20 protein-coding genes and 1 riboswitch are annotated in these 21,438 nt (G+C 45.6%); of the genes, 12 read left to right on the forward strand and 8 right to left on the reverse strand.

What is annotated here, in order from left to right; all coding sequences use genetic code 11:
• Positions 1 to 75 precede the first annotated feature (75 nt).
• Together tal and tkt are read left to right on the forward strand one after the other, a co-directional pair.
• The gene (tal, locus tag NAF29_RS01830) at positions 76 to 1,041 is read left to right on the forward strand and encodes a transaldolase (RefSeq protein ID WP_251259777.1); all 966 of its coding nucleotides are present in this window, start codon (positions 76 to 78) and stop codon (positions 1,039 to 1,041) included.
• A gap of 9 nt (positions 1,042 to 1,050) precedes the next feature.
• Entirely contained in the window at positions 1,051 to 3,042 is a 1,992-nt protein-coding gene (tkt, locus tag NAF29_RS01835) for a transketolase (RefSeq protein ID WP_251259778.1), read from the forward strand.
• Positions 3,043 to 3,104: 62 nt separating this feature from the next.
• Here the strand turns inward: tkt and NAF29_RS01840 are convergent, their stop codons facing one another.
• The gene (locus tag NAF29_RS01840) at positions 3,105 to 3,980 is read right to left on the reverse strand and encodes a diguanylate cyclase (RefSeq protein ID WP_251259779.1); all 876 of its coding nucleotides are present in this window, start codon (positions 3,978 to 3,980) and stop codon (positions 3,105 to 3,107) included.
• A gap of 392 nt (positions 3,981 to 4,372) precedes the next feature.
• Here NAF29_RS01840 and NAF29_RS01845 point away from each other — a divergent pair, with 392 nt between their 5' ends.
• Entirely contained in the window at positions 4,373 to 5,416 is a 1,044-nt protein-coding gene (locus NAF29_RS01845; RefSeq protein WP_251259780.1) for a LacI family DNA-binding transcriptional regulator, read from the forward strand.
• Between the two features lie 158 nt (positions 5,417 to 5,574).
• Entirely contained in the window at positions 5,575 to 6,915 is a 1,341-nt protein-coding gene (locus NAF29_RS01850; RefSeq protein ID WP_251259781.1) for an MFS transporter, read from the forward strand.
• Between the two features lie 70 nt (positions 6,916 to 6,985).
• Here the strand turns inward: NAF29_RS01850 and NAF29_RS01855 are convergent, their stop codons facing one another.
• Positions 6,986 to 7,975, reverse strand: coding sequence for a Gfo/Idh/MocA family protein (locus tag NAF29_RS01855; RefSeq protein WP_251259782.1), 990 nt, complete (start codon positions 7,973 to 7,975; stop codon positions 6,986 to 6,988).
• Positions 7,976 to 8,391: 416 nt separating this feature from the next.
• A riboswitch (cyclic di-GMP riboswitch) is annotated at positions 8,392 to 8,478 on the forward strand.
• Between the two features lie 55 nt (positions 8,479 to 8,533).
• On the opposite strand from NAF29_RS01855, the gene NAF29_RS01860 reads away from it, so the two are divergent.
• A complete protein-coding gene (locus NAF29_RS01860; RefSeq protein WP_251259783.1) occupies positions 8,534 to 9,715 on the forward strand; it encodes an alginate lyase family protein in 1,182 nt (393 codons plus the stop codon).
• 29 nt (positions 9,716 to 9,744) lie between these two features.
• Here NAF29_RS01860 and NAF29_RS01865 read toward each other — a convergent pair whose 3' ends face one another.
• The 3 genes from NAF29_RS01865 to NAF29_RS01875 all read right to left on the reverse strand — a co-directional run bounded on the left by NAF29_RS01865 (position 9,745) and on the right by NAF29_RS01875 (position 12,619).
• Complete coding sequence (locus NAF29_RS01865; RefSeq protein WP_251259784.1) at positions 9,745 to 10,731, reverse strand: aldose epimerase family protein; 987 nt, start codon at positions 10,729 to 10,731, stop codon at positions 9,745 to 9,747.
• Entirely contained in the window at positions 10,731 to 11,909 is a 1,179-nt protein-coding gene (locus NAF29_RS01870; RefSeq protein WP_251259785.1) for a glycoside hydrolase family 26 protein, read from the reverse strand. Before NAF29_RS01870 ends, NAF29_RS01865 begins: the two co-directional genes overlap by 1 nt.
• Positions 11,910 to 12,028: 119 nt before the next feature.
• The gene (locus tag NAF29_RS01875; protein WP_251259786.1) at positions 12,029 to 12,619 is read right to left on the reverse strand and encodes a putative glycoside hydrolase; all 591 of its coding nucleotides are present in this window, start codon (positions 12,617 to 12,619) and stop codon (positions 12,029 to 12,031) included.
• Positions 12,620 to 12,748: 129 nt separating this feature from the next.
• Between NAF29_RS01875 and NAF29_RS01880 the strand changes: the two genes are divergently transcribed.
• Both NAF29_RS01880 and NAF29_RS01885 read left to right on the forward strand, forming a co-directional pair.
• Entirely contained in the window at positions 12,749 to 14,461 is a 1,713-nt protein-coding gene (locus NAF29_RS01880; protein ID WP_251259787.1) for a methyl-accepting chemotaxis protein, read from the forward strand.
• A 96-nt stretch (positions 14,462 to 14,557) separates the two neighbouring features.
• The gene (locus NAF29_RS01885; RefSeq protein WP_251259788.1) at positions 14,558 to 14,980 is read left to right on the forward strand and encodes a hypothetical protein; all 423 of its coding nucleotides are present in this window, start codon (positions 14,558 to 14,560) and stop codon (positions 14,978 to 14,980) included.
• Positions 14,981 to 14,996: 16 nt separating this feature from the next.
• On the opposite strand, the gene NAF29_RS01890 is transcribed toward NAF29_RS01885, so the two are convergent.
• Both NAF29_RS01890 and epmB read right to left on the reverse strand, forming a co-directional pair.
• Positions 14,997 to 15,326: a hypothetical protein gene (locus NAF29_RS01890; protein WP_251259789.1), complete on the reverse strand. Its 330-nt coding sequence runs from the start codon at positions 15,324 to 15,326 to the stop codon at positions 14,997 to 14,999.
• Positions 15,326 to 16,348, reverse strand: a complete 1,023-nt coding sequence (gene epmB / locus NAF29_RS01895; protein ID WP_251259790.1) for an EF-P beta-lysylation protein EpmB — start codon at positions 16,346 to 16,348, stop codon at positions 15,326 to 15,328. The genes NAF29_RS01890 and epmB overlap by 1 nt, the downstream gene beginning before the upstream one ends.
• A 210-nt stretch (positions 16,349 to 16,558) precedes the next feature.
• Here epmB and efp point away from each other — a divergent pair, with 210 nt between their 5' ends.
• From efp to epmA, 4 genes are all read left to right on the forward strand, one after another.
• A complete protein-coding gene (efp, locus tag NAF29_RS01900) occupies positions 16,559 to 17,125 on the forward strand; it encodes an elongation factor P (RefSeq protein WP_251259791.1) in 567 nt (188 codons plus the stop codon).
• Positions 17,126 to 17,199: 74 nt separating this feature from the next.
• Positions 17,200 to 17,733, forward strand: coding sequence for a hypothetical protein (locus tag NAF29_RS01905; RefSeq protein ID WP_251259792.1), 534 nt, complete (start codon positions 17,200 to 17,202; stop codon positions 17,731 to 17,733).
• A 45-nt stretch (positions 17,734 to 17,778) separates the two neighbouring features.
• Positions 17,779 to 19,251, forward strand: coding sequence for a glycoside hydrolase family 13 protein (locus NAF29_RS01910; RefSeq protein WP_251259793.1), 1,473 nt, complete (start codon positions 17,779 to 17,781; stop codon positions 19,249 to 19,251).
• A gap of 105 nt (positions 19,252 to 19,356) precedes the next feature.
• Complete coding sequence (gene epmA / locus NAF29_RS01915; protein WP_251259794.1) at positions 19,357 to 20,316, forward strand: elongation factor P--(R)-beta-lysine ligase; 960 nt, start codon at positions 19,357 to 19,359, stop codon at positions 20,314 to 20,316.
• Here epmA and NAF29_RS01920 read toward each other — a convergent pair.
• Positions 20,313 to 20,558, reverse strand: coding sequence for a hypothetical protein (locus NAF29_RS01920; RefSeq protein ID WP_251259795.1), 246 nt, complete (start codon positions 20,556 to 20,558; stop codon positions 20,313 to 20,315). The two genes, epmA and NAF29_RS01920, sit on opposite strands and share 4 nt — an antisense overlap.
• 269 nt (positions 20,559 to 20,827) lie before the next feature.
• Here NAF29_RS01920 and NAF29_RS01925 point away from each other — a divergent pair, with 269 nt between their 5' ends.
• Positions 20,828 to 21,421, forward strand: coding sequence for a hypothetical protein (locus tag NAF29_RS01925; protein ID WP_251259796.1), 594 nt, complete (start codon positions 20,828 to 20,830; stop codon positions 21,419 to 21,421).
• Positions 21,422 to 21,438 lie beyond the last annotated feature (17 nt).

Below are 21,438 nucleotides of genomic sequence, written 5' to 3' on the forward strand. Positions count from 1 at the left end.
GCATCCGACATATATCGTGTCGTGATGTTCAACATAACTGCGAATGTACAGTAACTAACTAAGTAGGATGTCCACATGGCTAATATCCTTGAGCAACTCAAGCAAGTTACCACTGTGGTTGCGGACACTGGTGACGTTGATGCGATTGCTCGCTTCAAGCCCGAAGATGCCACAACCAACCCTTCTCTGATCCTTAAAGCTATGTCTTTAGAAACATATAAAGACATGCTGAGCGACCTATACAAGTGGGCCGCAGAGCAAACCCAAGATGATGCAGAAGCTGTTGAGCTTGCTGCAGACAAATTGGTTGTTGCTATGGGTCAAGAAATCCTTAAGCAAGTTCCAGGTCGCGTATCAACAGAAGTTGATGCTCGCTTGTCTTTTGACACAGAAGCTAGCGTTGCGAAAGCTCACAAGTTGATTGCATTGTACGAAGAAGCAGGCATTAGCCGCGATCGCGTACTCATCAAACTCGCATCCACTTGGGAAGGTATCCGAGCTGCTGAGCAGCTCGAAAGCGAAGGCATTCAGTGTAACCTCACATTGTTGTTCAGCTTTGCACAAGCTCGCGCATGTGCTGAAGCGGGTGCATTCTTAATTTCTCCATTTGTAGGTCGTATTTTAGATTGGTACAAAGCTGCCAACCCAGGTACAGAGTACGCTGCTGCTGAAGAGCCAGGCGTAATCGGCGTATCTGCAATCTATAACTACTACAAAGAACATGGTTACAAAACTGTAGTGATGGGCGCAAGCTTCCGTAACGCAGGTGAAATCGTTGAATTGGCTGGTTGTGACCGCCTGACGATCAGCCCAGCATTGTTGGAAGAGCTTCAAGGCATGGAAGGATCGTTGGAAACTAAATTGTCTCCAGTTGCGGCTTCTAAGACAGTTGATGCTAAATTGACTGAAGCTGAATATCGTTTCCAACACAACTCTGACGCAATGGCTGTTGAGAAGTTGTCTGAAGGTATCCGTGGCTTTGTGAAAGACCAAGGCATCATGGAAGGTAACTTATTAGCCGGTATTCAAGCGGCTCGTTAAGAGGTTTACATGGCATCTCGTAAAGATTTAGCAAATGCTATCCGTGCATTGAGCATGGACGGCGTTCAAGCAGCAAACTCAGGTCACCCAGGTGCACCGATGGGTATGGCTGATATTGCAGAAGTTCTGTGGAATGATTTTTTAGACCACAACCCTGCAAACCCAGACTGGTTTAACCGCGACCGTTTCGTATTGTCAAACGGCCACGGCTCTATGTTGATTTATAGCTTGCTCCACTTGAGCGGCTACGACTTGGGTATCGAAGATCTCAAGCAATTCCGACAGTTGCACTCACGCACTGCGGGTCACCCAGAATATGGCTACGCACCTGGTATCGAGACCACTACCGGTCCTTTAGGCCAAGGTATTGCGAACGCTGTTGGTTTTGCTGCTGCAGAGAAAATCTTGGCCGCTAACTTCAACAAGCCTGGTTATGACGTTGTTGATCACTTCACTTATGCATTCATGGGTGATGGTTGTTTGATGGAAGGTATTTCGCACGAAGTTTGTTCTTTGGCGGGTACACTGAAGTTAGGCAAATTGATTGCGTTCTATGATGACAACGGCATCTCTATTGATGGTGAAGTAGAAGGCTGGTTTACAGATGACACGCCTGCGCGCTTCCGTTCATACGGTTGGCAGGTCATTGATAACGTAGATGGCCACGACGCGGCTTCAATTGCAGCGGCAATTGAACTTGCAAAAGCAAATACTGAACAACCTACCATCATCTGTTGCAAGACAGTGATTGGTTTCGGTTCGCCAAATAAAGCCGGCAGCCACGATTGTCACGGTGCTCCTTTGGGCGCTGATGAAATCAAAGCTTCTAAAGAAGCTTTGGGTTGGAAATACGGTGACTTTGAAGTTCCTGCTGACGTTTACGAAGGTTGGAATGGCAAAGCTGCTGGTAGCGAAAAAGAAGCTTCTTGGGATTCATTATTCGCGGCCTATGCTGCTGAATATCCAGCCGAAGCCGCTGAATTGAAGCGTCGTTCAACAGGTGAGTTGCCAGCGAACTGGGAAGAAGTTTCTTCTAAGATGTTGGCTAAATTTGCTGCGGAGCCAACGAAAGTTGCATCGCGTAAAGCATCTCAAAATGTATTGGACGTGATTGGTGCTGAGTTACCTGAATTATTGGGTGGCTCTGCTGACTTGGCTCCTTCGAACTTGACGTTCCACAAGAGCTCAAAGTCAATTACCGACAAAGATCCTGCCGGTAACTACTTGCACTACGGTGTTCGCGAGTTCGGTATGAGCGCAATGATCAATGGTTTGGCACTGCATGGCGGTTTCATTCCTTACGGCGCAACTTTCTTAGTGTTCATGGAATATGCACGCAATGCGATCCGTATGGCTGCAATCATGAAGCAGCGTTTGGTTCACGTTTACACACATGACTCAATTGGTCTGGGTGAAGACGGCCCGACTCACCAACCTGTAGAGCAAGTGGCTAACTTGCGTAACACGCCAAACTTGAACACATGGCGTCCATGTGATGAGTTTGAAACGGGTGTTGCATGGGTTTCTGGTATTGAGAAAACAGACGGACCTACTGCTCTGATCTTATCTCGCCAAGGCCTTGCTCCTATGGAACGTACAGCAGCTCAGCAAGCTGATGTAGCCAAAGGTGGTTATGTACTCGTTGACTCTGAAGGCGCTCCAGAAGTGATCTTAATTGCAACGGGTTCTGAAGTTGAGCTTGCAACACAAGCAGCAGCGACTCTGAAAGAACAAGGTAAAGCGGTACGCGTTGTATCTATGCCATGTACTTCAGTGTTTGATGCTCAAGATGCAGCATACAAAGAATCTGTATTGCCAGCTGCTGTAAGCAAGCGTGTTGCTGTTGAAGCATTGCACGTAGACTTCTGGTACAAATATGTAGGTCTGAACGGTAAAGTGATCGGTATGAGCACTTACGGTGAATCAGCACCTGCCGCTGATCTTTACAAGCACTTCGGTATTACAGCTGATGCGGTTGTGGAAGCAGCAAACAGCTTATAATTTAATTTATAAGTGATTAAAAATGGCGCCGTTGGGCGCCATTTTTGTTTCTGCTAGCTCGCTTATAAGCTTCTCACATCTAACCAGAGTTCCTTACGATCCAGCGGTGTCTGCTTGGGTAAGTATGGATTATCGATACGCAGCACCGTGCGTTTTGCAACGTTCACTCGCCCCAGTGCATCTAGGATCAAAGGATGTGCTTTAAACCATTGGTCAAAACTTCCATCAGCAATGGCCATCTCAAAGGCTGTTTCAATATCTTGTGCCAAACCTTCATTATTCTTTGAGGTATACAGATACATGGGCAATGGGTATACCAGCATCAAATTGTTTTCGACCGCTAGATTGAGTTCTGGTCGTGTAGCTATTTCAGAGAATGGTTCGTGAACCGCTCTTGGAAAAAAATCAAAGCGCCCCCCTTCCAGCATGTGAAATAGGCTGAAGTACTTGACAGGATCGACGGTCGGAATGCCTGCGTTTTTAAGGACGGGCGTATCGGCCCAAAAGCGGCCTTGCCCAGCGCGGAGATTCTGTAAGTCTGTCAGTGATGTAATTTTGGCAAAACGATTTTGGTCTGTATCTCGAATAATGAACACACGGTGCCCCAATAACCCTTTTAGAATAGGAATGCGTATGGGTCTTAGGTTTTGCTCTAACTCTTCATTTGTTGCAAAAGAAGCAAACGATATATGTCCACTGTCGAGCTCGGAGATCTGGCGATTGACCGACATCTGCTGAAACTCGATCGCGTTGTAATTATATTCTTTATCAAGTTTGCTCAACAGAAATTGAACCAGTTCCAGCGGGTATTTGTCTTTAGGTTCTTCAGCGGGAAAGTAATGAATGGTTGTGGAGGCGGAAATTTGAAAACTGATTGTGCAAATAATGGCGACAATACAGTGTTTGGCTGTTTGACGCAGGTTGAAGTTCTTTGCCATTACTATTACCTCTGAGTGTTATGTAACTAACTAATCGTTGTTACCGATACCATTTATATTCCCATTTGTGGTTCATTATTTGTGAGAGGTTAAACGTTTAACCTTAAACGATAGGTCTGTTTACGGTGATTGAACTTTGGATTTGAGAGGTGGATCGATTGAGGCTTCACTGATAGATTGCAAATGTGACCCGAATCACTAAAGTGGTGATCATGACCTAGAATTACATCGATTTATTGCTGAATTGAATGACAATTTGCGGCATCATTACAGAATCAATATTTATATTGCAGCTATGATGGCATTTATAGTGAATGCCACCTGAACTATGGCAACTCCTTTTTGTTATCAGTAACAGCAAAGGACTGGTTTGACGAATAAATGGAAGTGAAATGATCACAGAACAGCGCCCTACAACAATTCAGGATGTCGCCGAGCGGGCGGGTGTATCTAAGATGACCGTGTCTCGCGTATTAAATCACGACAGTAAAGTCAGTGATACCACACGCGCTAAAGTGATGAAAGCGGTACAGGATATGAATTACCGCCCGAATATTTCAGCACGTCAATTAGCGGGCTCGAAGAGCTATTTTATCGGTTTGCTATACGATAATCCGAGTCAGGGCTATGTGAGCCAGTTTTTGCTAGGGGCTCTGAAACGATGCCGCGCGAGTGGTTATCATTTGGTGGTTGATGAGTGTAATGGTGGTTTGCAAGATAAGCTAAAAATCACACGCGACTTGGTGAATTCCACTCGTGTTGACGGGGTCATTTTACTGCCGCCTTTGTGTGATGTTCCGGAAATTATCGATATTTTACGTCAGAGCAATACGCCTTATATTCGGATTTCACCCGATGTTGATTTAGATTCATCTGCATATGTTTGCATGGATGATTACCAAGCCGCCTATGAAATGACCAACGAGTTAATTAAACAAGGTCACAATGAAATTGGTTTTGTGATTGGACATCCAAATCAAGGCTCAAGCCGACTGCGCTATCAAGGCTTTCTAGACGCGATGCGCTCAAACCGCATTAGCTGCCCACCAGAATACATTGAACAGGGCTACTTTACGTATAAATCCGGCTTGCAGGCCGCGAACAAATTATTCGCGCTTGAACACCCACCCTCTGCTATTTTTGCAAGTAATGATGACATGGCTGCTGCGGTGACATCTGCTGCTCATATTCACGGTCTAAAAGTGCCAGAGGATGTGTCAGTTGTTGGGTTTGATGATATTCAAATTTCAACCACAATTTGGCCGCCACTGACTACCATTCGCCAGCCGATTAATGAAATGGCAGAGCGTGCGATTGAATTGATTTATTCCGGCAAGCTCAATGAACCTCGCAAGCAAAATCGGTCTGACTATCGCAATGTCATCGACTTTGAATTGGTTAAGCGAGATTCGTTACAGCCAAAACAAAAGTCATAATATCAACTTAAGCTAAAGCTTTAACACGTCCTCTTTCTGAGGACGTGGCTCCCATTTTTTCCATATTCCGCGTGACGTTTTAATATTGAATCTATATGTTAGCGGTATCATTTTTGTGTCATTCAACATGTTTATCTCAGTGGGAATGTGGGTTCATCATGATTCGTATAAAAGAAAAGATAGGATATGGATTGGGCGATACAGCCAGCAATATTGTATTTCAGGTTGTCATCAACTTTTTAATGATTTTCTATACTGATGTGTTCGGTATTTCGGCGGCAGCAGTAGGTACCTTAATGCTTGTTGTACGCTTGTTCGATGCGATTACCGATCCTGTAATGGGCGGCATCGCTGATAGAACGAATACCCGATGGGGACGATATCGGCCCTACATGCTCTACACCAGTATTCCATATGCAATTTTGGCCGTTCTTGCGTTCACAACACCGGATTTAGAGCAAAGCGGTAAGTTGCTATACGCCTATGTCACATATGCATTGTTGATGACCATTTACACGGCCATTAATATTCCATATTCGGCGCTTGGAGGTGTCTTAACCGACGACCCTAAAGAGCGCACGTCGATTCAATCGTTTCGTTTTGCAATGGCCATGGCAGGTGGCGCTATTGTGACGTCTAGCTTCATGCCATTGGTGGAATACTTTGGTGGGGAAGAAGGTAATCGTGTGGTTGGCTATCAATATGCGATGGGTACGTTGTCGGTTTTAGCTGTAGGTTGTTTCTTGCTATGCTTTTTTTCCACCCGTGAACGAGTCCAGCCACCGGCGAATGAAAAAAAGACCAACATGCTGCAAGATCTATGGTCGTTGCGAGGCAATAAGCCATTTGTATTGGTTGTGACAGCTGCATTTTTCTTGCTGATATTAACGGCCATGCGCTCGGCAGCGGCACCTTACTATATGACGTATGTGCTTGAACGAGAGGACTTAACTAGCTTCTTTTTAACATCAGGCATGATCGCAGCTTTAATTGGCGCTTTGTGTACCAACTTCATAAGCCAACGAGTATGCAAGGTCGGCTTCTTTAAGTTTGGCTGTTTGATGATTGTTGTGACTCATCTACTTCTATATGTGTTGCCCGGAGACTATTTGTGGCTATGTTATGCCGCGTTTGTGTTAGCCAATTTTTGCCAGATGATTGTTGTACCGATTAACTTCTCGATGGTGGCTGATACGGCCGACTACGGTAGTTTAAAAACAGGTAAAAAAATCATGGGTATGTCCTTTTCCGCCCACCTATTAGTCATTAAGTTAGGGCTTGCGGTAGGTGGGGCGCTGACAGGTTGGTTGTTGTCTTACTATGGCTATGTCGCCAACCAAGCACAAACCGAAGAATCGTTAGCTGGCATTATGATCATCTTCGCTGGTATCGGTGTGATTGTGGGTGCGCTGATGTGGGTTGTGATGTACTTCTATACCTTAACGGATGACCGAATGGTGCACGTGCATCAAGAGATGGAGCAGCAGCGTTCGGCTTAACATATTCTTATCTACACCACCAAGGCGCTGTTGATTGCCTTGGTGGTTGGTAAGCGCACGATGCCGATATTTACCGATCTTCTGGATATTGTACGTTGAGCTGGTTGCGAAGATTGTCCATCCATTGCATTGTTTCTAGTGTCATTTTGTGACTTATCATGTCACTTTCTATTTTTCCGGCTTGAATGCAACGCTCCGCTTCCATGATTTCATATTCAAAACCCGTTTGAGCATATGGTTCATTGCATTGCTCGACGGTACCATTTGCCAAATGCAATGACGCTGATGTGGCATCCCAAAACATTTCATCAACTTTGATATGGCCATTTGAGCCATAGATGGTCAATGAGTTTTCGGTTTGAGAGACAAAGTTACAACTAAATTGTGCAAATTGATGTTGTCCAAAGTCTAAGTTCGCAACCATCAGTTCGTCGACTCCCGTGGTTCCAACAATACCCGATGCATTTGCCGATAACGGACTTCGGCCAAATACCCATTGGCTCATCGACATACAATAGACGCCCATGTCTAATAGGACACCTCCGGCCAAATTGGGGTTGAGTAGCCTATCGGATTCATTCCTAGGTACATTGAATCCAAAATTACTTTGTACCAGTCTAGGCGTCCCAATAAGTCCTTTTGAAAGCCAATAATCAACTTTCTGATAAACCGGTAAAAATCGGCTCCATAGCGCTTCCATTAAGAACACTTGGTGGCTTCTGGATAACTCAATAAGAGCTTCGGTTTGCGCGGCTGTCACTGTGAGTGGCTTCTCACACAACACTGGCTTTCCAGCTTTTATGCAGGCCGCGATTTGCTCAAAATGAAAGTTATGAGGTGTGGCAATATAGACTCCATCTACGTCAGCCGCTGCAAATAGGTCGTCGTAATTGGTATAAACAAAGGATGCGTTGTATTTGCTTGCGAATGCTTGTGCGCGTTGCTCACTCCGACTTGCTACAGCCTGAAGAACACCGCACCCATGGTGAGCAAGAGCTTGTGCAAAACGGTGGGCAATGCGGCCAGGGCCAATCAAGCCCCAACGAAAATCTGCGGTCATAACAATTCCTCAGTTAGATCTATTTCATGCTGATTTAAACACGCACCAGTGTGTCATTTATGGCGACTGACATCGACTATTTTAAGAGCCAGTTATGACGGAACGTTCGCCTTATTTATCGTTTTTTGAACGATACGTGATGAAATTAGCCGCGAACAGGTATTGCAAATATCATTCCTTGATAACAATCAATTATTGTTTGTTGGTATTTTGTTGATCGGTGTCAGTTTGTGTCAGCCATTTAAATATTATGTTAGCGGGCGCTAACTATCGTTCTATACTTTTGTTTGTTGCAGATATTTCAGAGATCGTAAGTTGATGATTTTTGTTGGTAAGTTTTATTTTCACTTGTCGATTTAATAAAAATTTAAATTTTTGGTTGATTTTTGTTCTATATCTCGTAAAATTTCTCCCGAATTTGAAAAGGGCAAAGCTGGCGAAAACCAGTGACGCAAAACCACCGGTCTAAGGGAATTTATTCCTACGATAGCGGGGCTGCCAAATTACCTACCAAGGTAATTTCCTTTTCTGTGTTATGTATTAGATAAGGTAATTTCCATGCAAAACTCTTTGAGTCTCGCACCTGCTCGTGTGCGCAAAATTAAAACTTCTTTATTCACTGCTTTACTTGCTGTTTCGGGCACATTTGCCTCTGCGTTGGTCTCTGCAGAAATGCTACCAGGCTATGTAAACGACACGTATAACGCACGCCATATCTGGCAGAAAGACAACCAAAGCTTATCGAATAAGTCGTTCACATGTCCTGACTTAATCGAACCTTTACATCAGTTCGAATCTGGTAGTATTTATCTTGATACACCATGTCGTTGCGAAATTGACCCTGTAAAGCAGGCGATATACGAAGCAGAAAAGAAAGCACTGGATGATTTCAATAAAGTGCTGATTTCGAACTCAGATCGTTATGTTGCAACGCCAATTGAGCGTGAAGAGATTGCTCAGTGTGTGGTGGAGCATTTGGAGCATTGGGCCAATGCCGATGCAATGTTAGGGGATCATGCCGAGAATTTGGGGTATCACAAATCTGCAGATTTACTCGGTGCGGTAGCGTCTTCATTTGCCAAGATCCGTAATGCAGAAGGTACACCGTTATTGGATGAAAACTCTTCGATTGGTTACTGGATGACACAGCTCGGTGACACCGTGATTGAGTATTATGACTCGATCGAAGGCTCAAAAACGAGTCGTAATAACCACCGCTATTGGGATGGCTTTAGTGTTGGGCGTTCTGCTGTTTTATTGCAAAACCAAGCGCAGTTTGGTTGGGCGATGGAAGGGCTTAAAATTGGCCTGAATGAAGTTGAAGCCGATGGGACATTGCCGCTTGAAATGGCTCGAGGTAGCAAAGCTCATCAGTATCATATCTATGCATTACAGCCGCTTATTGGCCTTGCTGAATTATCAATTGCGAACTTAGAGTACATGCCAGATCCATTCTATCCATATGGTTACAATGATGAAGCTTTAGTTCGTTTAGCGCAGCTGATGATTGAAGAACAGCTTCGTACTGAGCCTTCGGAAATATTCTTGAAAAAAGATGAGATGGTTTGCTACAAAGCCGCATGGGCAGAGATTTACTTGCGCCGAACACCATTGGACTTAAAGCATGATGTGACCGACTTTGTGCTGAACAAACGTGCAGAATGTAACAACACACTTTATAGCACGGGCATGGGTGGCAATATGTTAATGCTGTATGGTTCACGTAACTTGTCGCTCTAATTCTTTCCCCCTCATCAGTCAAAGTGCCACTACTTTGACTGATGTCCTTGTGAAAATCGATACACAATTCTCTCTTGATAGGGTTTGCCTGGATGCACTTCGGCATTCGGGAAATGAGGCTGATTGGGCGCATCAGGAAATTGCTGCGCTTCCAAGCATAAACCTTGTTTCGGCTTAAATGGACCGGTGAGATATTGCCCGCAATACAGCTGCAAGCCAGGTTGAGTGGAGAGCACTGTCATCGACAAATCGGTTTGTGGTGAATACAAAATGGCAGCCCAATGCAATGGGTTCCCGTTGGGTTCAATTTCAAAATTATGATCAAATCCTTCGGAGTGCTGTAATTGCGGATGTTTTGCATCCAATACTTTGGCAAGTTGTTGAGCTTGGCGAAAATCGAACGGCGTATTGTTGACGGGCGCTGAGTGTCCGGTTGGAATGCCTTGCTCGTTCACTTCAGTAAATTGCGACGCATTGATCTGCAACCAATGATCACCAATGTACTGTTTTTCTCGATCCAAGTTGAAATAACAATGGTTGGTTAAATTGACCACTGTGGCGGCTGAGGTTTCCGCATAATAAGAAATAGAGACCGAATCTTCGGTCGCCCTGATGGTTTGCTTGACCGTCAGCTGCCCAGGAAATCCTTGCTCTCCATTGCGAGATACATACTGCAATGCGACTTCATCCGGCTTGGTATAAATGACCTGCCAAGGCTGATGCTGAAAACCGTATCGGCCGCCATGAAGTATGTTGCCATTCTCGTTGGCGGTGAGTTTATGCGTGACTCCTTTGAGTTTAAATTCAGCCCTGGCAATGCGGTTGGCGTATCGGCCCGGTGTACAGCCCATGTAAAATGGGTCAATACGATACATCTCTGGTTTGTCATAGCTTAAAACAGTGTTCATCAGCTCGCCTTGATGGCGAAACCTGATGGCCCGAATCGTGCCGCCCCAAGGCAGCACATCAACCTCTACGTCACCGGAAGCGATGGTGATTTGTGTTGTAATGTCCATTAATGATTCAGGCTCGATGTAAGTTCAGCTCCGCCGTGAAGCCATTGAGGCTGACTGATTTGGGCTAACCATTTTTCCAAAATGTATGAATTTGCCTGAACGCGAGAATCTCCCCAGAATCCTGAATGATAAGGCTTGCCCCACATTGGCTGAGAGTCCCAATCAGTGTTGATGTAAGCGACTGCGCGAATCACATCTCGATTGCTTTCAATGTAGTCAAAGTACGGCACGTACCATGTATTCCAAATGTATTCCGGCGTCACAGACGTTTTATTTTCACCGGATGGACCGTCGATCACGACACCAATATTGGCATGATATAAGTCGCCAATATGAAATCCTTGTGGTGACGACTCGGCGATCATGACAGGCTTTTTGCGATCGCGCGCAAAGTTGACAATTTCATTGGCTAGACTCTTTTGAGTCGAAGGGATGTCCTTATTTGCGCCTTGCTGGTCAGGCGTGAGGAACCATGATATCGCCATCCAATCAACATAATCATCGCCGGGATAATAGCGCAGTGCATCTTCAACTCCACCATCGATATAATCATCCGCAGGTGACGATGCTGATTGCCAAACAAACACGGCGTTGTTGGCCTTGTGGGATCGGAGTTGGTCCGCAACATGGCGGTAAGCTGCAATATACTGAGCCACGTTGCCATAACCTTTGTTCCAAGCACCATCAAATTCGTAGCCAACTCGAACAAACACTGGCTGAGAGTGATGTTTAATCAACTCTGCAAGCTTGGCAATGTTATGATCGAATTCGCCCTTCGCGAGGCGCTCTAAGCCGTGTTTGGTATAGTCCTCGGTGAGCGACAATCCAATCGCCAGAGATGATTCCGGAAACAAATTGATGGTGGTGATTGCGTTGGATGGGCCACCTCCCCAGTCGGCTTCTCGTGTATCGACTTTGAGCTCATTGTCTAGCCCCAAACCGCCAAAAAACAGATCGTCTTTATCCAGCGCATAAATGCCTAAATATGTGGTGACACCGCCTGGAGTAGGGCAGCAAAGGCTCTCTTTGTATCCTCTAAGAGCACTGAGTTCTTGGCCAATAATCAATAATGTTTTGCCGTCTTTTGGCGTGTATTTACCTTCAATTGAAGTTGCACCTACGTGTGAAGATACGGCAAATAACAAAACACCCAGCAAAGAGAGAAATGACTTCATCATAAAAAATCCAATTTGAATATCCCGAAAATCGTTAAATTAGTGTTAGCGCTATCAATGGTGCTGTCAATCATCTCTCAAGAATAGTGAGATCTGGATTACAGAGTCTGATGTCCATTCCGTTATTGCCAGCGAATATTTTTGATATTAAAACTCGCTGCTTGCGCAGAGCTGAGTGCAAATACGTCTGGAACAACGCCAATGTCAAAGTTGTCGTGTGTGTTGTTGAGAAGCACATTCATTGAATAGCGTATGGTTTTCCACCCTTGGCCCGAATAGGGCAGCATAGGTGTAACATCGACCTCTATGCGACTCGGCCAGCTTCCGACTCTTAACAGCAGTGGTGACTTGGGTGTGTCGATGATCTCTATATCAAATGACAATTCACGATAACTCGACAAGTCTACATTACCGCGGGCTGACTTGATGTAGTACATAGCTAAGCATTGGCCATTCCCGCAGTTGTCACCCGTCATGATAATTGTTCGACCGCGCTCACCATCCGCAGTTTTCATCGATTGAACATTAAAGGCTGGACTGCTTTGGTGATCCGAAATTGGGCGAGCCCACTCGTTTGATTTTGGGTCTCCTAACAGCTCTAAAAGCCCGCGTCCTGGCTTTCCTCTGGAGGTAAATACGTCAAATTCTTCCGCTGCTAATGAAGCGGGAAATAACAGTGAAATGATGCATGAAATGCTAATCAGATATTGCATTGAGCGGCCTATTTTCGTGTTAATTTGATTCATTTGTTGAAAGTGAGAGCTGATTCTATAGGCATATTTAATACGATGTGGTTAGATAATGTTAGCGGTAACCTTTTAAATTGAGTCGTAGGTCAAATAATGAGTGCAGTGAGTCGTACGAGTAATACAAGCATGCAATCGCGTTGGTGGCATATTGGAGTGGTTCACAAAGTCATTTTAGGCTTCATGACCGTGGCTATTTTATTAACGGCTACCAGTGCGTTGTCGTGGAAAACAGGCGACAACCAAGGTCAGCAGTTAGAGCGACTGACGGGCACTTACCTAAAAATTGTAGAAGAAGCGAATTATATGTTGATCTCGTTGCTCAGCATGACCAAATCAATCTCTGATTATGCTGCGGCAACGTCAAAAGACGAGTTGGATGATCGACGAGTGGACTTTAAAGATTCCGATTACTTCTTTCGTCAAGATTTGAGTTTACTTCGTCAAAGGCTTGAAATGAACCACAAAAAAGTCAATGACGGTATGCTCAAGTATGTGATTTTGTTGGAAGATCGCGCTCAAAAAATTAGGCGTCTTGCACAAGGTATATTTGAAGCTAAGCAACGTTTGCTGTCTCAACTTGACGAATCAGAGTCGCTAGGGATTCAACAAGATATTCAGCTGCAGTTATCGAAAATTCGTGAGCATGTCAGTGCGGGAGTCCCCTATTCGCAGCTCATATTATCGTTCGCCAATGAGCACGTAGAACAAACCTCGGCTGAAGTAGTATCCGATCTCAATCAAAGTCAGGTGTCCACGGTGATTATTCTGATGGCATCCTTGTTGGTCACTGTGCTGCTGAGTGTCAATGTGTCGCGCTCGATTCGGATTCCTCTAGCTCGGGTGTCCACAGTGTTGAAACAGTTGGCACAAGGGGATTTACAAAAACGAGTGGACTATCAAAGAGATGACGAGTTTGGATTACTAGCCTCGCATCTCAATAGTACAGTGGCGAATCTTCAGAAAATTGTGCACTCAATCAACGTTAGTGTGGATCAGATGTCGGATGTGGCCGAAAATAATCAGAAATTGGCCGCTGTCATTGCCGATGAAAATAGCCGCCAACGGAATGACACCGAAAGTGTGGCAACGGCGGTGACCGAAATGGAACACAGCTTCAATGAAGTGTCGGCTTCAGCCGCATTGACCAATGATCGAGTGCTCGAAGCACAATCGGTAGCTGATCAAAGTGCGCAAGTGATTGCCCAGAATGTGGTGCTGAACCAGAATTTGAGTCATAGCTTGTCGGAATCGTCTAGTCGTATTGCAACGGTTGAAAAACTAAGCCGAGATATTGGTGGCATCTTAGATGTCATCAAGTTGATTGCAGAGCAAACAAATTTGTTGGCACTGAATGCAGCCATTGAAGCTGCCCGAGCAGGAAGCCACGGTCGAGGCTTTGCCGTTGTAGCTGATGAAGTTCGCTCTTTGGCAAAAAAGACGGCCGATTCAACCAATGAGATTAATGGCATGATCACGTCATTGCAAAGCGGTGTACATGATGCTGTATCGATGGTCAGTGAATGCATGCAATCGATGACACTCAGTAATGATAAGAACAATGAAGCGTCAATTAGCATTGGCCAAATTCACAGCATCATTGCCGGTATTGTCGATATGTCGACTCAGATAGCGACGGCCACAGAGGAACAGTTAGCGACAGCCGGTGAAATCTCGAAAAATGTGAATGGCATTTCGAGTGGAGCAGCACACTCACTCGATACGACGGAAAAGCTATCTAATTCAGGGAATAAACTCAATAGTTTGGCGCGCCAACAACGAGATATCGTGTCGAAATTCGACGTTTAATTTGCAATCAAATTGCACAGAAAACGATCTGGTATAGATCTTGATAGCAGTACCGGAGTGGTGAATTTTTGACACCATAATCAACCGGAGATTGTCATGATTTCAAGTGAACTGATCGCCAACACTGCCACAGAAGAATGTACTTCTGCTGTGTTGGAAATGATAGGCGTCGATAGCCCCAAAAAGGGCGACGTGTCTTACATGGTCTTTGACACCAAAGTAGATGATAAGCAGTTTTTCTGCTGTTGGTCTGGTGGTGAAGTGAAAGACAAAGAAGTTGAATTAACAGCAGTTGGCGTTGGAGCGTTAGAAGCTCTTAGCCGCGTTGAAGCAGAAACTCGCGAAGGGATTGATGTATTTGTTCTCAATTCTTCGGATCGCGATGACTTGATCAATGAAGTGAAGCAGGCCTTCAGCAAGATTGAAGACCGCAGTCGCGTATGCTTTGTGGGTGATGTGGCCGGTACGTTGCGTAACTGGCTGCCAGAAGCCTTCAACGTTAAAAACTGGCAGCAATAACGCTCAGCTTCAAAAATTACTTTTTGAGGCTGGTGCTGAATTGTTCCAGCAGCTGGTGCATCATCTGGATTTTGTGTAAAAGCAATTTCAGGTGATGTGGCCACTGCTCGGACTTTTCCTGTTCAAGTGTTTCTATATCGCCTGCAAGCTCAGCCAAGTATTCCACAAAATGACGTGCTTCTTTTTCAAACGGCGAGTCTTTATCAAATAATGCGGCAAATTTGGCTTTTCCGTCTTTGCGCAGTGCATCCAGTTTCTGGTCGGCATCGACACACTTTCGATAGAGTTGTTTTAATTCGCTTTGCAGCATTGAAATTGCCAATGCGTGTTTATCTGTGGTGGTCATCAGAACCTCAATTTTAAATCTAATGGAGTCTTGCTCGAACGGTCGGGTATTTCTCGGACTAACTTGGGCACTAAAAAGCCGGGCAACTCGGCCAACATGCCTTGGCAAATCTGTCGTGCAGTATCGTCGTCTACATCAAAATGCGCAGCCCCTGAAACTGGATCGAAAGCATGAAGGTAGTACGGTTGAATACCGCCATCAAACAATGCTTCGGACAAATCCACTTGAGCCGCGACACTATCATTAATCCCTTTCAATATCACCGCTTGATTGAGCAACCAAATGCCAGCCTTTTTCCATTCTAATAAGCGTTTAGAAAGGCGGTCATCAATTTCGTTGGCATGGTTTACATGCAAGACCAAAATTGTTTTGAGGCGAGCATTTGCCAAGCGTTGTTTCAATGCATCCGTTAAGCGTTCGGGGATCACAACCGGCATTCTGGAATGAATTCGAATGCGCTTGAGATGTGGTATTTGTTCTAAACTATTGAGCAAGTTGAACAATTGCTGATCATTCGCCATGAGTGGGTCGCCACCCGATAAAATGACCTCATTGATCTCACTGTGGTTTGCAATGTGAGATAAAGCGTCTTGCCACCGGTGCTCTCCCGGCTTGTTTTCCGCGTACGGAAAATGCCGCCGAAAGCAGTATCTGCAATTAATCGCGCACCCCCCTCGAACCACAAGCAACACGCGGCTTTTATATTTGTGGATTAAACCAGGAGTGGCGGAGCCATGCTCTTGTAGTGGATCGGCGACGTACCCCGGCGCATCAATAAATTCTTGTGCATCGGGCCACACTTGGCGAAACAGCGGATCATGAATATCTCCCGGAACCATTTTCTCAACAAATGCGCGCGGCACTCGCAATGGAAATAGGCGCCTGGCAAGCCCTTGGTCTGACAATTGTTCAGGATTAATACTAAGTGCTGCCAACAATTGCTCAGGTGTTGTGATCGCATGCTTGAGCTGCCACTGCCAAGGTGGGTGTTCTGTTGATTGAGTGCTGATTTCGTAAGTCATAATCTTGGCCTGAGCGAATGCGGGCTAACAATATAGCCAGATCTGAAGTAATGCAAATGTGCCATTGCCATTAAATTTAGTGGCACAGCGGCTTCAATAATGCCGATTAAATAACGAAATACACTTCAGAGCGGTTGCAAGTGCTGCCACTCGCGTTGATTTCTAGTATCATGACCGCGATATAAGTATTGAAACCGAATTGGGAAAAACATGGCAAGTTTTAGCACTAGTGAGTTCAAAGGCGGACTCAAATTTATGCTCGATGGTGAGCCTTGTACCATCATTGAAAATGAATTCGTAAAACCTGGTAAAGGGCAAGCCTTTAACCGCGTAAAGATTCGTAAGTTGATCTCAGGTAAAGTTCTCGAGAAAACATTCAAGTCAGGTGAAACTGTTGAAGCTGCTGATGTAATGGATGTTGAATTAGCTTACCTGTACAACGATGGTGAGTTCTGGCACTTCATGAATAATGAAACGTTTGAGCAGCTTGCTGCTGATGCAAAAGCTGTGGCTGATGCAGAAAAATGGTTAGTGGAACAAGACATCTGCACATTGACCTTATGGGATGGTGCACCCATCACTGTGACTCCGCCAAATTTCGTTGAATTAGAAATTACAGATACCGATCCGGGTCTCAAAGGCGATACAGCCGGAACAGGCGGTAAGCCTGCAACACTTATCACGGGCGCAGTTGTTCGTGTTCCTTTGTTCCTTCAAATTGGTGAAGTGATCAAAGTAGATACTCGCAGTGGCGAGTACGTTTCTCGCGTAAAATAGTCACGCGAGTTCAGGTTGGGCAGGACGCCCAATCTGACTGTCAATGGAATGATTTGCATTAGGAGTGTGCTCTCATGTCATCACTAATTATTCGAACAATCATTAGTCTCTCATTGTTGTTTTCAACAATAGCCTCGCACGCCGCTGATTTAACCGACCAAACTGTTGCAAATTGGCTGAAAAGCTATGACGCTGTGCAACTTTGGACGAACGAGCATCAAAGTGAACTCGATGCACTGCAAGCTTCAGTGGCTCCCGGTATTGGTAATACCAATGAAGTCATGCAAAATTCCCCAGTGTATGCAGACATGGTCAAATTGTTGCGTGGATACGGATTTGAAACGCCTGAGCGATGGTCTCAAACGGGCGAACAAATCATGTTTGCTTATGCTGCTCTGGTGCAAACATCTGTTCGAGAAGATTTCACCAAAGAAATAGAAGATATTCGTAACGATCCCAACATGACAACAGAGCAAAAAGAGGCCATGCTCAATTTATTGCAACACACGCAAAGCATGGCGAACCGTTTCTCGAATGTGAGTGAAGCGGATCAAGCCGCAGTGGCTAAGTATCAAGATCAAATAACGGCGCTTGCTGAAAAGCAATAGTTGAGCGCTTAGTTTTATACAGCAACAAGCTGTGGAGAGCGCATCATGGTCAATACTCCCGATTGGGTTAAACACGCAGTTTTTTATCAAATATTTCCAGATCGTTTTGCGCGGCAGGGCGGCGCTCACTTACCTCTCGGAATTTCACTAAAACCGTGGGGGAGTTGTCCCGGAGAGCAGGGGTTTCAGGGAGGCGACCTATTGGGCGTTTGCGAACGCCTTGATTATCTGCAAAATCTTGGCATCAATGCCATTTACCTCAATCCTATTTTTAGTTCTGCCTGCAATCACCGCTATCATACCTACGACTACTTCGCCGTGGATCCTCTGCTCGGCGGAGATCAAGCGTTACGGCAATTGCTTGATGAAGCCCATGCACGCGACATGAAAGTGATTCTCGACGGTGTATTTAATCACGCCAGTCGAGGTTTTTGGGCATTTCATCATATTCTCGAAAACGGTACAGATTCGCCCTATATCGACTGGTTTGAAATTGAGGATTGGCCGTTAAGGCCTTATCACTCCGACGATGACAACCCACCTAATTACAAGGCGTGGTGGGGGCTGCCTGCACTGCCCAAATTCAACATCAATAATACGGGCGTGCGTCAGTACATTTTTTCTGTGGCTGAATATTGGTTGGAGTTTGGTATAGACGGCTGGCGATTAGATGTGCCTGGTGAAATTGACGATGACCTATTTTGGCGAGAGTTTCGTCAGCGCGTCAAAGCCATTAATCCAGAGGCCTATATTTGCGGGGAGATCTGGGAGCGGGCAACGCATTGGCTCCAAGGGGACATGTTTGATGCAACCATGAACTATGAATTTTGCAGCCTTGCTCTGAGCTACTTTGGTCACCACTCTTTGCGCACGGACTACAAGAAAAACGCGTTGCCATTAGAGCCGCTAACCACCGAAGAATTTATCGAAGGCGTAGGCAATATGCTCGGAGCCATGCCTAAAGACATTAACGATGTACAATTTAACTTACTGGGCAGCCATGATATGGCACGCCCGCTTTGGATTGTGCACGAAGATATTAGTGCGTTACAGCAAGCTATGTTGTTTCAAATGACCATGCCCGGTGCTCCTTGCCTTTACTACGGCGATGAAATTAGCATGACCGGGGAAGACGACCCTCATTGTCGAGGCGCTTACCCGTGGCACCAGCCTGATTTGGCCGACAAACGAATGCTAGCTTATGTGCGTGAGATTATTCATTTACGGCATCAAGTACCGGCATTGCGTACCGGCGAAGTTGAGTTTGATACCGACTTACCACCTGAAGTGCTTGGCTACCAAAGAACATTGGATGATCAGCAGGTGCAAGTGCTGATCAACCGTGGCAGCGAAGCGCAAACCATTCGATTAGCAGACGCAGAACAATGGACTTTGCTATTCGGTGGTGCAGAGCGGCTATTGCCGCACGGCCGTGAATTATGGGTGAATCTTCCTGCGCGCCATCAAGTCGTACTCCTTCGCACTACTCCTCCAATGAGCCTCGCTAAAGCCGTTTAATGTGGCTGGCTTTTTGGCAGATGGTGTTCATGCGCTTTGAGTTGCTGTACAAGTAAGCTGAGTTGAGCGTCTCAGACGCTGTAGGTATAAATTGGAGTGAGATGTATGTGGCAACCTGATGCAAACTTAGACATGTTGCGCGCACGCGCGGCGTTATTGCGATGTATCAGGAACTTCTTTGCCGAGCGCAATGTGTTAGAGGTTGAAACACCTGCATTGTCGCAAGCATCGGTTACGGACCCTCATCTTCATACCTTTCAAACCCAATTTGCATCGCCTGAGTCAAGCGATGAACAGTCTCTGTATTTGATGACGTCCCCTGAGTTCCATATGAAGCGTTTGTTGTGCTCTGGCAGTGGCTGTATTTATCAGATTGGAAAAGCGTTTCGTAACGAAGAGCAAGGGCGCTTTCATAATCCAGAATTTACCATGCTCGAGTGGTATCGAGTGGGTTTTGATCATCACCAATTAATGGATGATATGGAAGCGCTATTGGTGCTGATTTTAGAATGTGGCCAGTGTGACCGAATCACCTACCAGCAAGCATTTATGCAAACGCTCGACGTTGACCCTCTCAGTGCTAGTTTGACGGAACTAGCGCAGTCAGCGCCAGATTCTTGCACCGATCTAGCCGCTATTGAAACCGACCGAGACACCTTGCTGCAACTCCTATTTAGTATGGGCGTAGAGCCACATATCGGCCTGCATAGCCCCGTATTTGTCTATGATTTTCCGGCTTCTCAGGCGGCACTCGCGCGCATTAATCAACAGGATAAGCGAGTAGCCGACAGATTTGAGGTCTATTTTAAAGGCATTGAGCTGGCCAATGGTTTTTATGAATTGGCCGATGCGGCTGAGCAGCTCCAACGTTTCCGTGTAGATAACCAAACCCGCGTGGGCATGGGGTTGGCAGAAGCTCCAATTGACGGGCTGTTTTTACAAGCGTTGGAAAAAGGGCTGCCTGACTGTTCAGGTGTTGCCTTAGGTATCGACCGACTGCTGATGTTACAGCAGTCAAAACAGAGCATTGCTGAAGTGATGGCTTTTTCAGTCCAGCGGGCTTAATTGGCATCGGTATGGCGAACCATCACTTCAGATGAGAAGTTCGCATTGCCTAGGCTATCAATAGTGCACATGGCATCGCCACGACAAACAACCACTAATGGACCGCGTTGGGTCATGCGAACAAACCAGATATCCCAACCTAGTTTCTTCATGCCTTCAACGCATAGCCGTTGCGCGTCGGTCAGCTTTATTTGAGCTTTGCTGCCGCGTCGCTCTGTTGGCAATATGGCTGTATGTTGCATCAAACTTCTCCTTTTTATTCCTCATTCAATCTAACTCTGATTTGTTAATAAATTGTGACAAAAACGCGGTCGCAATTGGAAGTTTGATGAAAGACCTCTTTTTTATGGCGCGTAACTTACTGAATCCGCCCCAAAAGCCCTATTTATAAAGCTTTCATCGAATATTTCAGTAGTGAAAATAGAAACATTGACTACATTTAAGCAATAGACCAAATGCAAGTTATTGGACCTTTTGGATTGCTTCAGGCGATTGTTTGGCAGAGTTACCTATGAACACCTTGTTTGAATGTTGGAATGGCGGAATTGTTGAGTGGGACGGGCTTTCAGCTCCACGTTTGAGTTTCCCCTACGCTGTGAACGACAGTGAGTTGCTGGCCTTTTTCCTAATTTCGGCTCGTGCATGTCAACTTCAAAGCCGACTGGGTTGGCAGCTTAATTTTGCAGGTAAAGCCTGTTCTGTGCCGCTGTTTCCTGCCCAAGAAATGATGAATCTGTTGTATAAAATTCAGCAGCAGTGTGGTTACGGCCCAACTCTTGTGCGATGTAATCGTGAAAGCATGAATGACGATGATGTGCTGCTATTGCGGATTAAGTGGGTACACCTAGCATCAGGGCAAGCTAATTCGTACATGCCTTTTATTGGTACGCGTTTAAATGACCGAGTATTGGCAAGACCTCAGCCTTTTGTGGTGGCCTGTGATCGGGAACTGGAAGTCAGTTTTAGCCGTTTTGGGCAGTTGCAGCGTGTAGGGCGGCGTAATTTACTGGAAGTGTTGGGTATAGATGATGCGAGCGGTTTTAGCGTGTCGAATTCGTTGATCGAAAAAGCTACGCAGGGGCTTGGTAGTGTGGAAAACTTATGAAAAACGGCGCAAATGCG

This window comes from Echinimonas agarilytica, assembly GCF_023703465.1.
GTDB lineage: Bacteria > Pseudomonadota > Gammaproteobacteria > Enterobacterales > Neiellaceae > Echinimonas > Echinimonas agarilytica.

What these genes read in the sequence shown, in the direction of transcription:
- tal (WP_251259777.1), top strand. Translation starts at nt 76, where the DNA reads ATGGCTAATATCCTTGAGCAACTCAAGCAAGTTACCACTGTGGTTGCG.
- tkt (WP_251259778.1), top strand. Translation starts at nt 1,051, where the DNA reads ATGGCATCTCGTAAAGATTTAGCAAATGCTATCCGTGCATTGAGCATG.
- NAF29_RS01840 (WP_251259779.1), bottom strand. Translation starts at nt 3,980, where the DNA reads ATGGCAAAGAACTTCAACCTGCGTCAAACAGCCAAACACTGTATTGTC.
- NAF29_RS01845 (WP_251259780.1), top strand. Translation starts at nt 4,373, where the DNA reads ATGATCACAGAACAGCGCCCTACAACAATTCAGGATGTCGCCGAGCGG.
- NAF29_RS01850 (WP_251259781.1), top strand. Translation starts at nt 5,575, where the DNA reads ATGATTCGTATAAAAGAAAAGATAGGATATGGATTGGGCGATACAGCC.
- NAF29_RS01855 (WP_251259782.1), bottom strand. Translation starts at nt 7,975, where the DNA reads ATGACCGCAGATTTTCGTTGGGGCTTGATTGGCCCTGGCCGCATTGCC.
- NAF29_RS01860 (WP_251259783.1), top strand. Translation starts at nt 8,534, where the DNA reads ATGCAAAACTCTTTGAGTCTCGCACCTGCTCGTGTGCGCAAAATTAAA.
- NAF29_RS01865 (WP_251259784.1), bottom strand. Translation starts at nt 10,731, where the DNA reads ATGGACATTACAACACAAATCACCATCGCTTCCGGTGACGTAGAGGTT.
- NAF29_RS01870 (WP_251259785.1), bottom strand. Translation starts at nt 11,909, where the DNA reads ATGATGAAGTCATTTCTCTCTTTGCTGGGTGTTTTGTTATTTGCCGTA.
- NAF29_RS01875 (WP_251259786.1), bottom strand. Translation starts at nt 12,619, where the DNA reads ATGCAATATCTGATTAGCATTTCATGCATCATTTCACTGTTATTTCCC.
- NAF29_RS01880 (WP_251259787.1), top strand. Translation starts at nt 12,749, where the DNA reads ATGAGTGCAGTGAGTCGTACGAGTAATACAAGCATGCAATCGCGTTGG.
- NAF29_RS01885 (WP_251259788.1), top strand. Translation starts at nt 14,558, where the DNA reads ATGATTTCAAGTGAACTGATCGCCAACACTGCCACAGAAGAATGTACT.
- NAF29_RS01890 (WP_251259789.1), bottom strand. Translation starts at nt 15,326, where the DNA reads ATGACCACCACAGATAAACACGCATTGGCAATTTCAATGCTGCAAAGC.
- epmB (WP_251259790.1), bottom strand. Translation starts at nt 16,348, where the DNA reads ATGACTTACGAAATCAGCACTCAATCAACAGAACACCCACCTTGGCAG.
- efp (WP_251259791.1), top strand. Translation starts at nt 16,559, where the DNA reads ATGGCAAGTTTTAGCACTAGTGAGTTCAAAGGCGGACTCAAATTTATG.
- NAF29_RS01905 (WP_251259792.1), top strand. Translation starts at nt 17,200, where the DNA reads ATGTCATCACTAATTATTCGAACAATCATTAGTCTCTCATTGTTGTTT.
- NAF29_RS01910 (WP_251259793.1), top strand. Translation starts at nt 17,779, where the DNA reads ATGGTCAATACTCCCGATTGGGTTAAACACGCAGTTTTTTATCAAATA.
- epmA (WP_251259794.1), top strand. Translation starts at nt 19,357, where the DNA reads ATGTGGCAACCTGATGCAAACTTAGACATGTTGCGCGCACGCGCGGCG.
- NAF29_RS01920 (WP_251259795.1), bottom strand. Translation starts at nt 20,558, where the DNA reads ATGCAACATACAGCCATATTGCCAACAGAGCGACGCGGCAGCAAAGCT.
- NAF29_RS01925 (WP_251259796.1), top strand. Translation starts at nt 20,828, where the DNA reads ATGAACACCTTGTTTGAATGTTGGAATGGCGGAATTGTTGAGTGGGAC.